Source organism: Enterococcus sp. 12C11_DIV0727 (assembly GCF_002148425.2).
GTDB lineage: Bacteria > Bacillota > Bacilli > Lactobacillales > Enterococcaceae > Enterococcus_L > Enterococcus_L lemimoniae.
The window spans coordinates 2,282,043-2,295,891 of sequence record NZ_CP147248.1 but is presented as its reverse complement, the minus strand read 5'-3'; the positions used below and the strand labels follow the sequence as shown (position 1 = coordinate 2,295,891).

Annotated in this window: 11 protein-coding genes; 10 read left to right on the top strand and 1 reads right to left on the bottom strand. The window is 33.8% G+C overall.

The genetic code is table 11. The features are described 5' to 3' along the window. Positions 1-56: 56 nt before the first annotated feature. From A5866_RS10900 to A5866_RS10855, 10 genes are all read left to right on the top strand, one after another. Positions 57-767, top strand: coding sequence for a response regulator transcription factor (locus A5866_RS10900; RefSeq protein ID WP_176271373.1), 711 nt, complete (start codon positions 57-59; stop codon positions 765-767). Positions 768-1,019: 252 nt separating this feature from the next. Next, positions 1,020-4,160, top strand: a complete 3,141-nt coding sequence (locus tag A5866_RS10895; protein ID WP_176332614.1) for a pectate lyase-like adhesive domain-containing protein — start codon at positions 1,020-1,022, stop codon at positions 4,158-4,160. Between the two features lie 19 nt (positions 4,161-4,179). Then, positions 4,180-4,533 (top strand): LPXTG cell wall anchor domain-containing protein, encoded by a 354-nt coding sequence (locus A5866_RS10890; protein WP_086277713.1) that lies wholly within the window; start codon positions 4,180-4,182, stop codon positions 4,531-4,533. 5 nt (positions 4,534-4,538) lie between these two features. Continuing rightward, positions 4,539-5,339: a WxL domain-containing protein gene (locus A5866_RS10885; protein ID WP_086445400.1), complete on the top strand. Its 801-nt coding sequence runs from the start codon at positions 4,539-4,541 to the stop codon at positions 5,337-5,339. A 29-nt stretch (positions 5,340-5,368) separates the two neighbouring features. Continuing rightward, complete coding sequence (locus A5866_RS10880; protein ID WP_086277718.1) at positions 5,369-6,136, top strand: WxL domain-containing protein; 768 nt, start codon at positions 5,369-5,371, stop codon at positions 6,134-6,136. Between the two features lie 82 nt (positions 6,137-6,218). Further along, positions 6,219-7,310: a DUF916 and DUF3324 domain-containing protein gene (locus A5866_RS10875; RefSeq protein ID WP_339099668.1), complete on the top strand. Its 1,092-nt coding sequence runs from the start codon at positions 6,219-6,221 to the stop codon at positions 7,308-7,310. A 21-nt stretch (positions 7,311-7,331) separates the two neighbouring features. Further along, complete coding sequence (locus A5866_RS10870) at positions 7,332-7,997, top strand: hypothetical protein (RefSeq protein WP_086445402.1); 666 nt, start codon at positions 7,332-7,334, stop codon at positions 7,995-7,997. A 13-nt stretch (positions 7,998-8,010) separates the two neighbouring features. Then, positions 8,011-8,670: a signal peptidase I gene (lepB, locus tag A5866_RS10865; protein WP_254907624.1), complete on the top strand. Its 660-nt coding sequence runs from the start codon at positions 8,011-8,013 to the stop codon at positions 8,668-8,670. Positions 8,671-8,789: 119 nt separating this feature from the next. Next, complete coding sequence (gene lepB, locus A5866_RS10860; RefSeq protein ID WP_176271375.1) at positions 8,790-9,251, top strand: signal peptidase I; 462 nt, start codon at positions 8,790-8,792, stop codon at positions 9,249-9,251. A 31-nt stretch (positions 9,252-9,282) separates the two neighbouring features. Continuing rightward, a complete protein-coding gene (locus A5866_RS10855; protein WP_086445404.1) occupies positions 9,283-11,886 on the top strand; it encodes a YfhO family protein in 2,604 nt (867 codons plus the stop codon). Between the two features lie 169 nt (positions 11,887-12,055). Here the strand turns inward: A5866_RS10855 and A5866_RS10850 are convergent, their stop codons facing one another. Next, positions 12,056-13,687 (bottom strand): ABC-F family ATP-binding cassette domain-containing protein, encoded by a 1,632-nt coding sequence (locus A5866_RS10850; RefSeq protein ID WP_086277727.1) that lies wholly within the window; start codon positions 13,685-13,687, stop codon positions 12,056-12,058. Positions 13,688-13,849 lie beyond the last annotated feature (162 nt).

Genomic DNA, 13,849 nt, shown 5'->3' with positions numbered 1-13,849 from the left:
GCCAGCTATGAGTGAATAATATGTCAATTCTTATCAGAAAGGGAGCGTTAAAAAAAATGTATAAAATAGGCTATGTATCGTTGCCGAAAGAAGATGAAAATCAAATAAAAATTTTTTTTGAAGACAATCAACTTTCATTGATAGACTTAAAGAAAGAGGATATTATGAGCCATTTAAATGAATTAGATGGTATTTTAATAAAAAAAAATGATGTCTTGAGCAATACAACAATATTTAGATTGCTGATTGAAATAAGAAAAAAAACGACTAAGTTTTTATGGATTCTTTCTGGAGTAAAAGAAAACAATGAGCGTTCTCTATTCCTTGAATTAGGGGCTAATATGGTATTTGACAATTCTAATAATTTAGATGAAGTTGCGTTGATTCTCTCAAATAGCTTATGTACTGTGAAAGGCAACAAGAGTGAACAAAATATTTTCAGCGAAAGCAGTCCGAAAAAGAAAAAAAATGAGACCTCTTTTAAATTAATACCTCAAAATCTTAGTGTGCTTTTGAACAACGAAGAAGAAATTTACTTAACGAAGCAAGAGTTTAAAACACTAGAGATACTTTACAGACATAGTAAAACAACGGTTACATATGAAGATATCCTAAAAGAAGTTTGGAAAACAACAAGCAATGAGAATTACAGAAAATATCGTATAAGTAACTTAATATTTCATTTACGTCGAAAGCTAGATGAACATACTGGAACACATACTTATATTAAAACAGTTCGTTCAAAAGGGTACATGTTGGATATCTAATAAAGGTAAACTACTTAACTGTCATGGCGGTCGAAATTGTAAGGACGAATAATTGTCTTTACAAAGATGATGACGGTGACAGATTAACGGCCAAAAGGCTATTCTTTCTTTGAACGAAAGTGATATTGCTAAACGAGAGAACGCACTCTATCGTTTTTCTCAAATAGTGATATTTCAGTAAAAGAGAAGAAATAGCTGGTACATTTTAAAGACGAATGTACAAATGAATATAAATGAGGGGAGATGAGAAAAATGAAAATCGGAAAAAAGTCTTGGTTAGTTTTTGGTATTTTCCTGTTTGCTTTAATGTCATTAGTTTTTTTATCAAAAGCTAATACATCAACTATAAAAGCAGAAGAAACATCCGTTAGCTCAGGGACTGTAGATATAAGCCAATACGATCCTGCTACAGTAAAAAACGTAGCAACATGGGAAGAGTTCATTAAGGCACTTGCAGACACAAGTATCGCCGGCATAAATATAACTTCAGGATTTGCAGTACCAGATAATCCAAGAGCGAATTTAACTAGTATTTTAACTGGTGGAACATCAAGCAATGCAAGTGGTACTTCCCAGTATGTTTATATGGGAGTAGCCAATATTGGTCGTAAAGTTGTGATTGAAGGAAACAATAACACAATTGATTTTGGTTCTATTGCTCTGTGCTTTTACAATAATACTGGAGCATGGGATTTTACTTGGCAAAATCTAAATGTATACCATGGGAATATTTATGGTTTTACAACATTAAATGATTTAAGTGTTGCGAATCAAAGAGCATCAAAGATGACCTACGCTAATTTAAAAGATGTAGGGAGTCAGATGATCCACTCACCCTATACAGATGTTGTATTATCGGGAAATGAAGTAAGTACCTTACAGCAAACTTCATATACTTCTCCTTATAGAACAAACTGGCAAACAACTGACGAGATTCAAATCAATTTTATGATTACAAACTTAACAGTTGCAGAAAATACTACAGTTACTATGAGCACTCTTCGTGCAGGAAATATCCACTTATTATCTGGTGGTAGTCTGATCATGAAGAAAAATTCAACTATGAATGTCACTGCTGGACAAAATGATTTAACAGGTGAAGGTGATGCAAGTCAAACCAATCTTTTCATAGCTGGTGGTAATTTAAGCTTGGAAAATGGGGCTAATCTAAATTTAAATCCTAAGCCGAATTATGCTGCACTCTCTCTCTATCAGGCAAACAGCTCGGTTAATATTGGAGAAAATGCAAAAATTGCGGTTACGTCAAATGGGCATACAGACAATAGTAATGGATACAACAGGAATATCATTTATTTAGCAGCTTCTTCTTCATTGATGGTGGATAAAAAAGGTTCCTTAGATATTAAAGCAACAGGAATGGTAGCATCTAACTCTAACATTATTCATGTTAATGGAAATGCAAGTTTCACGGTCCAAAAGCAAGGAACATTTAATGTGATAAGTGATAGTACATCACAAGCACAAAATCTATTGTATTTTGGTTCAAATGGCTCTACTTTCCAATTCGCAGATGCACAACGAGTAAACCTACAAAGAACGGCTGCATTAGATGGTACTGCTACGACAAACGGGCTAATTAATATTGCTGGTAGTGGGGGTAAGCTAGATGTAGATATTCAAAAGGTGAGCATGTGGAATAGAAATAATTTCTCTGACACGCCTTCAAACAGTTGGACACCTATGTATGGCATGCAACTAAGTTATAACACGTATACGCCAACTATCAGTAGTGCATCGTCATTAACTCAGGCAAATATAGATAGTTTTAAATCAACGTTTACGACGAGAAATGTCCAAAGGGTACTTTATGAGTATATTCCTGATGTGAAAATAAGTATTTTAAGTAAGGCAACAGATAATGTGAATTCTACAGATTCAACGACAGTGTCAGGTACGACAAACCCTAATGCGTATGTAAGATTATCAGATACACCTGCAGCAACTGGTGTGGCAAATGTGTTCTTGCCATCTGAGAATACAGTAGTGAGTCCTGTTACAGCAAGTGCAGAATCAGCGTTTACAGATAATTTTACTGTTCGTGCGGATTCATCTGGTAATTATTCATATACTCTACCAGGTGGAAAACGTTTCTTAGCAGGAACGACAATCTCAGCTTATTCTTTCTTAGATGGTAAAACCGATACTGCAACTCAAGTTGTTTTAGATGTTACGCCACCTAAAGGAGATCCTAGAGATTATCATATTGGTAAAGGGGACGGGGTACCGGATCCAAGTGGGTTTGTTAAAAATCCAACTGATACTAATCCGGTTCCACAAAATTATACGTATAAATATGCACCAGAAACGCTTGCGGTAATAAATACACTAGCAGGTACTGTTGGCGAGCATGAGGTTAAAGTCATATTAATGGATAATGCATTAAATGAAACAGTGATAACCTCAAAACTCATTGTCCATGAGACAACAAATAGTATCGATGCACAAGACATCACTTTGGAAACAAAAGTAATTAAAGATATGACTGAAACCCAGTTAAAAGCACAAATTTTATCACAAAGTGGTGCTTCTGCACATAAAATCGTTGATGGTGTTTATACAGACTTAACGGACAAGGTTCAGGTAACAGATTTAGCTGGATTGACACCAAGTAAGACCAGTGGAACCTATCCAGTTGTTCTTACAGTGAAAGCAGCCGATTCTGGTTTGGCAACAGATATTACTAAAGTAGTTCAGGTTACTGTACATCTTTCGGAGCAAAATATTAACGTTCAGTTTCTTGACGAAGCAGGTAATGCATTGAATAATGTCGTTACCATAAAAGGGAATGTTGGTTCTACAATAGACTTAACGAAAGAAAAAACTGTAACGGATGCTATTGCTTCTGTCCTTGCAAAACGTTATGTATTGGAAAGTTCGGGTCGTCCAACTAATGAAACAGCAGTTCCAGTTGTCTCGGAAGAATCTACAGTTTCGTATACGTTTCAAGGAACATTATCCATATATTCAGGTCCAACAGAAATTAATTTCGGTAGTCATGAAGTTAGTTGGAAAGGAACAAAAGATAATAATCCAACCTACGATCAACCATTGGTGATTTGGGATAATAGGAATAATCTTGCAAACTGGAAATTATCGGTGAAACTTGAAGGAGAACTAAGTATTCCAAGCAGCCCAACGCATATTCTAAGTGGAGTATTAAGCTATCAAACAGCATCTGATAAGAAAGTACTATCAACAGACGCTCAAGATGTACTTCAAGCAAAACATGATGCATCAGGTCAATATGATGTTTCAACAAGAACTTGGGGACCTGATAAGCAAGGGCTGCGACTAGATGTTCCCTCAGGTGCAGTGAAACTGACTGGAGAGTATGAAACAACTTTGATCTGGCGAGTAGAAGAAGCATATTAAGCAATAGGGGGAGAAATAAATGAAGAAAATGTTAAAAAATCGTTTCTTATTTGTCTCTATATTCTGCTTAAGTTTATGCTTAGCTACTTTTTCACCAGCTTATGCTGAAGAAATAGGACAGATACAAACAAAGGCTGGTGTAGGATTTTATGAATCCAGTACCTCTAGCTCATCAAGTAGTAGTGATTCAACTACGACGTCTACTACAACATCTGGATCAGAGGTCATCACAAAGCCAAAGGGTAGATTGCCATCAACAGGTGAATTAGTTAGAGCAAGCTTGAGTATTAGTGGTGTGATTCTAATTATTTTGATCTTGATTCTATTTTTACGAAAGAAAAAAGAGAAAAAGTCAGCAAGAAAGGAGCGTTAATGTGAATGAAAAAACAACGTAGAGTTATCCTTATTGCTGCAATAATAGCTATTGGAATTGGCATTAATCCATCAACAGTTTCTGCAGAAGCAAAGACAGACTCAGGTAGTGGGACAGTGAAATTCACTGGCGAGCATCCGAAAGAAATTGTTGATCCTGAGAATCCCAGCAAACCTGTCAATCCAGGAACATCACCATCAACGGATGGTCCTTTAAGGTTTGATTTCGTTCCAAAACTAAATTTTTGGAGTAATGAAATCTCTGATAAAGATCAAACGTATTTTGCGAACGCGCAACTATTTCTTGATGGAACAGGTGCACGTGGAAATTTCGTCCAAATTTCTGACTATCGTGAAAATAAAAGCGGTTGGAGCTTGCAAGTTCGTCAAGAAACGCAATTGAGAAATGAAACTACTAAAAATAAAGAATTAAAAGGTGCAGTGATTTCTTTCGATCAATCTTGGACAAATTCGATCAATGACAGTACGTATGCACCTATTGTGTCAAAAGAAGTTATCCATATTAATAATATTGGTGAAACATATGATTTGGCACAAGCAAAAGCTGGTACAGGTGAGGGGACATGGGCAATCATCTTTGGTGCAACAATTGATAATGACCAAAAAAGAAAAGATACACTTAGTCCGAGAATTGATCCAAAAGGGCAACCAATTCTTGATCCTGAGTTCAACAATCAACCAGTTTATCAAAATAATGCAGTATCTTTAACCGTACCGGGTAAAATAAAAAAAGATCCGGTACAATATGAAACGGTGTTGACTTGGGTATTATCCGAGTTGCCATAAATTAAAACAAATCCTAGGAGGAAACAAAAATGAAATTAACACACAAATTATGCGGAGCAGCATTATTAACAGTAGTCGGTGTAGGTCTAGCTTTACCATCAGCAACAAAAGCTGACGGAGGAGATGCAAAAGTACACTCTTCAACAGGTAAAATAAAATTCACACAAGAGGGTACTGGAACAGATATTCCAACACCTCCTGAAACAGATGGACCTGAAATCACACAACCACCGGTAAACCCAGATAATGGACCTTTGAAAGTAATCACAATCGCACCTCTAGATTTCGGTACAAATGAAGTAACAACGCCAACAAGTAATGGATGGGAATATTATGCTAAAACATTCAAGGCAGCTGAAAAAGATAATGCATCAAACATTATAGAAATGCCTAACTTTGTAACGTTTAAAGATGAACGTGCAGATGATCTTGCAAACAAATATACAGTAACAGCGAAAGCAACGACTTTTACAAACACAGGCGGTAAAGAACTAAAAGCTGCAACAATCACTTACAACAATATCCGTTTAACTACTACAGGTGACCAAGGTCAAATCAATCCAACAGCGGCACCAACTACACAAACATTAGCAACAGACGGAACAACACCATCTACATTTGTAACGCAAAATGCTGATGATAAAGGTTTCGGACGTTTTGATCTAGTATTTGGTAAAATCGCAGATGGAAACGCAGATAAATCTGTAAAATTAAGTATTCCAGCAGCAAATAATAAATTATCAACAACAAGTGAATATACTTCAACAATCACTTGGACAATTGCTGACGCACGTTAAAAAATAGTATAAAAGTAAGGTTGAGCAGGATCATCAAGGATCATCGGTGATGATCCTGTTCCCTTTTAAAAGAAGGATTGTGATGATAATGAAAAAAACGTATTTAAATTGTATTACAATTATTTTATACATAGTAATTGCTTTGGTTATCACCCCGGCATCTGCTTTTGCCAATGAAGGTGATCAAAAAGCTGAAGGCAGTGGATTTAGTTATAAAGTAATCTATCCTGAAAACCAACATAACAAAGTGGGATACTTTGATTTGCGAATGAGTCCTGGTCAAAAACAAACGGCAGTAATTCAATTAAGTAATAGTTCAGATAAAGAAGTTATCATTGATATCGGGTTAAATGGTACAAAAACAAATAGTAACGGTGTACTTGAAAATGGCCCCTCTAACTTAGAAAAAGATGCATCATTGAAATATGATTTTGCAGATATTGTAAAGGGGAAAGAATCGGTTGTAGTACCGCCAAAACAGACAATTGATTACAATATTGAAATCACAATGCCCGATTCTTCATTTGATGGGGTAATTTCAGGCGGTATTTATATGATCGAGCGCAATCAGGAATCTGAAAAACAAGATGGGATGATCAAAAATAAATACGCCTATTTGATAGGCATGCTATTAACCGAAACAGATACAGAAATAAAACCAGATTTAACACTAAATAAGGTTTATGCTGATTTAAAAAATTATCGTAACTCTATTATTATCGATTTTTCTAATACAAAACCTGCTTATTTAGATGATATGACAGTAGATGTTCAAATAATGGGTGAAAAATCTGATGAGGTATTGTACGATACAAAACAAACGAAAATGCGCATGGCACCTAACTCCAAAATAAAATTTCCTGTGTCAATGAATGGTGACAAAATGGAGCCAGGAAATTATCGTGCTCATATTTTAGTGACAGCAAAAACTGGCGAAAAGTGGGAATGGGAGCAAAAATTCACCATAACCAACGAAGAAGCAGATAAATTTAATCAAGAAGATGTAAGTTTACTACAAGAAAATCGTATTAATTGGCAATTAATTTTGATGATTATTTTTATTGTCTTGATACTAATTATAATAATCTATTTGATTGTTCGCTCATTAAATAAGAAAAAAGAGAAAAAAAGAATTAAAAATAAAAAGAAAACAAATAAAATTAAGAAAAAATAATATTAATGGGGGGATAGAAAGATGCTTTTATTGGACTGGGTATTTATTGCAACATTATCAAGTGCTATCCTCTTTGCATTGTTTTCTTTATTCTGTTTCTTTCGCTTGTTTCAGATTCGCAAACAGTTAAATCAATTATCTCTTATAAGATCAAAAAATACTCGAAAACGGAAAAAAATCAGACGAAAAATAAAAAAAACAACTGTAAAGCTAAAAAAGCAAAGGCGTAATCTTTTAGTATTTTCTATTCTGGCAATTTGTCTGTGTGCAACAGCCTTTTATTCGCGATACTATCAAGCCACAAATTTAGGAGAACAAGATTCTGATGGGATTGTCCAAGGCTATTATTTACTAAATGAGACAGTTAATCAAATCAATCAGTTAAGTGAAAATAATAATTCTGAAAAAGTTGAAAATAATTTAAGAGAGCTAGCGGCAAAGTTATCAAGTTTTGGAATGCGCGGCGCTGACGGCAGGTTAACATCAGAAGGACAACGATTATTATCAAGGTATTACAATCAAATGAAAGAGCTAGGTTTAAATTTAAACAATCAAAGTAGCGAAATGGTTGATAATCCAGAGAAACGTGAAGAGTACATTAGTGTGATACAGAAAACACAAGCCACTCAAAAGAAAATAATTGAATATTTCAAGGTAAATGAACAGGCATTACAGCAAAAAAAATAATTGGATGATGACTATGTCAAATAGAAATTATAAAAGAAAAAATAAGAAAAATGCTAGGATTAATCCTATTGCATCCAAAAGTAATAAAAAGAAATCAAAAAAGAAAAAAATGATGAAGAGAAAAAAAAGAATGATAGAGTTTTGGAAAGAAATTATCATAACGGTAATGATAGTGTCTATTCTCTTCGGAATTCTATCATTAACGGTTTTTACTTTGCCAAAAGTAGAAGGATATAGTATGACGCCTACATTGAACAACAATGATCGTTTTTTTGTTAATCGTTTAGGAAAAGTCCAACGCTTTAAACTTATTTTTTTTAAAATCCCAAATAGTCAAGAGACATCTATTAGACGTGTAATTGGTTTGCCTGGTGAAAGTATTCAATATAAAAATGATCAATTATTCATTAATCAGCAAGAAACAGTCGAACGCTTTTTACAAAAACAGTTAAATCATGCCAAACAAAATGAAGAACTAGTAACAGATGACTTTCAGTTACAACAGTTACCGAATGTAAAATACGATACTATTCCAAAAGATAAATACTTAGTCTTAGGAGATAATCGACAATACTCTACAGATTCGCGTTATTATGGCTTGATAGATGAGAAGGATATCATAGGTATTGTTGAGATGCGAATCTTACCTTTGCATCGACTAGCAAGTTTTTAGGTTAAAGGACATAAAGGAAAGGAAGAAGTCTTCTGAAGATAAAACGAAATCATTATTCAAGCTGCGAAGAGATACCGAGCAAGCATTCTAAACTTACAATAAAGAATGCTTTATTTTTTTTGTGGGTTTGTCTTTGTTTAGTATTATTATTTAAAATTAATACGCATGTTGTAAACGGTTCTTCAATGATTCCGACTTTTACAGAAGGGGACCGTATTCTAATCGATAAAGGAAAAACACCTAAGCGGTATGAACTTGTTACGTTGGATCCATTAAAAAAACCGAAAGAGTCATATATAAAACGAGTGATCGGTATCCCAAATGATACAATTAAAATAGACAAAAACACTCTTTATTTAGAAACAGAGGATAATAAAATCGTTACAGTAACGCTTGATGCGTCCGTTGCGAATGAATTAAAAGGATTAGAAAAGATTCCAAAAAACAATTATTTCGTAATGGGAGATAATCGAAACCATTCAAATGATAGTCGTTCATTTGGACTGGTTTCGATTAAACAAATAGAAGGAGTAGCATTTTTTCGATATTATCCATTAAACCGTATAGGATTAATTCAATAAAATTACTAGTCAAAGTAGGTGAACGAGTATTATGGACAAATTAAAAAAGATCCAATCATTTCGTATAAACAAATATGCTCTAGCAAGTGTTGTTATCCCTATTCTAATTTTAAGCAGCGTCTATTTTTCAATAGGAATCTACCCTGGAAGTAAAATAAGTATACTAGCGAGTGATTCATTTGGCCAGTATTCCAACTTTTTTGCAAATTTTAATACAATGATGAAAAGTGATCAGAGTATTTTTTACACTTGGTCAGGTTCGTTAGGATTAAACTATTTATCGTTTATTAGTTATTATCTAGGTGGCATTTTTACACCGCTTGTTTATTTTTTTGATAATCAAAATATTCCAGACTTTGTTTATTTTCTAACATTGATTAAAGTAGGGGCTATAGGCTTATCTTTTTGGTTCTTCTCGTCTCGAACGTTTAATATTCCCAAATGGGGCAATCTGATGCTTAGTATTAGTTATGCTTTAATGGGATTTACTGTTGCTAATTCAGAAGTTATTATGTGGTTAGATGGCATACTTTACTTACCGCTAATAATTCTAGGAATCAATCGACTAATGGATTATCATCGTCCTAATTTATTATTTTTAAGCTATTTCCTCTTATTTATCTCTAATTTTTATATTGGTTTTATGGTTGGTGTTTACTCATTTCTCTATTTTTTAGTACGATTATTGACAAACAGAAAACACTATATAAAGAAAAGCATTAGTTATTTAGTTACTTCCCTACTTGCTGGTGGCGCATCACTGGTTGTCCTGTTACCAACAATGATTGATTTAAAAACAAATGGAGAAGCTTTAACAGAAATAACAAAGTTAAAGACTGCCGCAACAGGTCCATGGGATTTAGTAATAAAAAATATGATTGGTGTATATGATACAACGGGTTATGGCTCTATACCGTTTATTTATGTAGGACTTTTGCCAATTGTATTTTGTTTCTTTTTTTTCTTGAGCAAAAAAGTAACACGTTTAAATAAGCTATTTTATGGGATTTTATTATTGATTATTATCGCTAGTTTTTATTTTGAAAGGCTAAATTTATTTTGGCATGGTTTTCATGCACCCAATATGTTTCTTTTTCGATTTAGCTTTTTATTTTCTTTTACAATATTATTATTGGCAGGGTATGGTTGGTCAAAATATAAAAAAGAAGATTTTGAAAAAATTGTAAATATTATCATAGGATTACTAATAGTTTTTTCAATAGTTCGTGTTGTAACTGCGAAAGGTGAAAGATACGATTATTTAACGTATACGTCATTTATTTTAACATTGATCTTTTTAGCAAGCTATTTAGTATTATTTTTTTTGCATCATAAAGTAAAAGGGAAACTGACTATTTTGATTGGTCTTTTTGTAAGTGTATTCGTTCTGGAAATTGGGATCAATACGGTCTATATGGTGAGAGGGATTGATAATGACTGGGGATATCCAGACCGATCTTTATATGATAAAGATTATGTAGCAGTTCAGCAGCTAGTATCACAAACTGAAAAAGAAAATACTCAGTTCTATCGATTGGAGAACCTAACGGCACTTTCCAACAATGAAAGTTTTCGTTACGGATATAGTGGTATTGGGATGTTTTCGTCAATTAGAAACCGTCATTCATCTAATTATATGAACACATTAGGATTTCGTTCAGCAGGTACAAATTTACAAGTTTATTATCAGAATAATACGTTAATTCCAGATGCACTGATGGGTATAAAATATAATGTCTCAAACAAACCTTTATCCAAGGCAGGTTTTGAGAAAATTGGTGAATCGGGAAAGAACTATTTATATAAGAATCAAAATGCATTACCTATGGGGGTATTAACAGATGAAAGAGTGTACGAACAAGATATTTCTTCAGATCCAGAACAACTATTGTCAGTTCTTTCAGGTATAGACAATAAATTTTATGAGACACTCTCTCCCGAAATCGTTAAGATAGAGAATGCAAAGGTAACGAAAGAATCAAAATATGGAAAAGATATACTTGTTTTAAATACAAAAGAAAAAGAGAAACCAATTGAAATTGAATGGAAAATTAAAATAGATAAGGCATCACAAGTTTATATAGATTTATTACCTGCAAGTTATGAGAACTTAAGCCCATTGAGAGTAAAAATAAATACAGATAAACAACAATCAAACACACCCATGACCAAAACGGGGCAGTATTATTCTCTGGGAAATTATCAAAATGCACAAGAAATAACTGCAAAAGTAATTTTTGAACATACGGATCATTTAGAATTATTTGAACCAAAAGTATTAAGCTTAGATACAGGAAAATTTGTTGAAGCCACTAAAAAAGCACAAGAACAAGGTGTAGAATTTAAGGTATCTGGACGAAAAGCTACTGCTGAAGTGGTTACTGAGAATGAACGAGTGCTTTTTACAACAATTGCGGCTGATAAAGGTTGGAAAGCTAAAATTGACGGAAAAGAAGTGGCTATCCGTACAATCAATGATGGCGTATTGAGTATCCTTGTTCCTTCAGGAAAACATCAAATAGAATTTGAATATTTACCACAGGGATTTAAGTTGGGTATGATACTTTCAATTTGCTGTATAGTAGTGTTTGTTAGTTATTCATATTTGCTGTTTAGGAATAGCAGAAAGTGGTAGTCTCATTAGATAGTTTAGAAACTTCTATTTGATAATTATCTGGACAATAGATCCATTAAAAAAGATCATAGACTATGAAGTCATTCCAAAAAGGGAATCTTTTGGAACGACTTCAATAGTCTATGATCTTTTCTATTGACAATAAGTTATTGTTCTATTGATATTCCCCTTAATATTCACTAGAAAACAGTTCATCTAATTGTTTTTGAACGTCTTTATTTTCCAAAAACTCATCATAAGTTGTATCTGCACGGTCAACGACACCTTTATCGGATACAGCAATAATGCGGTTCGCTAATGTTTGAATAAATTGGTGGTCATGTGAAGCAAATAAAATTGCGCCAGTAAATGCCATTAATCCATCATTCAAAGCTGTAATTGATTCTAGATCCAAGTGATTGGTAGGATCATCTAAAACAAGAACATTTGATTTAGACAGCATCAATTTAGATAACATCACACGAACTTTTTCGCCCCCAGAAAGGACGTTAACTGATTTCAGTACGTCTTCTCCAGAGAATAACATTCTTCCTAAGAACCCACGTAAGAACGTATTGTCGTCTTCTTCTTTACTTGCAAATTGACGTAACCAATCTAAAATCGTTAGATCAGTATCAAAGTCTTTGCTGTTATCTTTTGGTAAGTATGCTTGCGTTGTTGTAACGCCCCAACGGACACTACCTGTATCAGGTGTAATTTCTCCCATGATCACTTTAAATAATGTTGTTGTAACGATATCATTATCAGCAATGAACGCTACTTTATCAACGTTATTTAAAGAGAAAGAAATATTGTCTAAAATTTTCTTGCCATCGATCGTTACAGAGACATTTTCCACGTGGAGTAAATCATTTCCGATTTCTCTATCTGGTGTAAAGCCAACGAATGGGTAACGGCGTGATGATGGTTGAATATCATCTAAGGTAATTTTATCTAACATCTTTTTACGAGAAGTTGCTTGTTTTGATTTCGATGCATTCGCACTGAAACGAGCGATAAAGTCTTGTAGCTCTTTGATTTGTTCTTCTTTTTTAGCGTTAGCATTTGATTGTAATTTCGCTGCTAATTGGCTTGACTCTAACCAAAAGTCGTAGTTACCAACATATAATTTGATTTTTCCGAAATCAAGATCGGCCATATGCGTACATACTTTATTTAAAAAGTGACGGTCATGGGAAACGACGATAACGGTATTTTCAAAGTTGATCAAAAATTCTTCTAACCAGTTGATTGAACGAGTATCCAAACCATTGGTCGGCTCATCTAGTAGTAAAACATCAGGTTTACCAAATAGTGATTGAGCAAGTAATACTTTGACTTTTTGACCCGCTGTCAATTCACTCATTTTTTGGTCATGAAGACTTTCAGGGATATTCAATCCTTGTAGTAAAACAGCTGCTTCGGGTTCAGCTTCCCAACCATCTAACTCAGCAAATTCACCTTCAAGTTCAGCCGCTTTTATACCATCTTCATCAGTGAAATCTTCTTTCATGTAGACAGCATCTTTTTCTTTCATTACTTCATACAAACGTTTGTGACCCATAATAACTGTTTCTAGAACAGTATTGTCTTCAAAATCAAAATGATTTTGTTTCAAGATAGCTAAACGCTCATCAGGACCTAAAGCAACATTCCCAGTTGTTGGTTGGATATCACCAGATAAAATCTTTAAGAATGTTGATTTACCAGCGCCATTAGCACCAATTAAACCATAACAGTTACCAGGTGTGAATTTAATATTTACATCATCAAAAAGTTTGCGGTCAGAAAATAGCAAACTTACATCATTTACAGTAATCAATTGTTTTCCTCACTTCATATAGAATAGTTAAACCTCTCTGCATTATAGCGAGGAAACCCACATTTTTCAAGGAATTTCAGACTTTTTCAGAAATACCTTATAGTTTTTACCAAAATGAAGGGAATTTAAAAAAGAAGTGTTTCATGTGGAACATTCTAATAA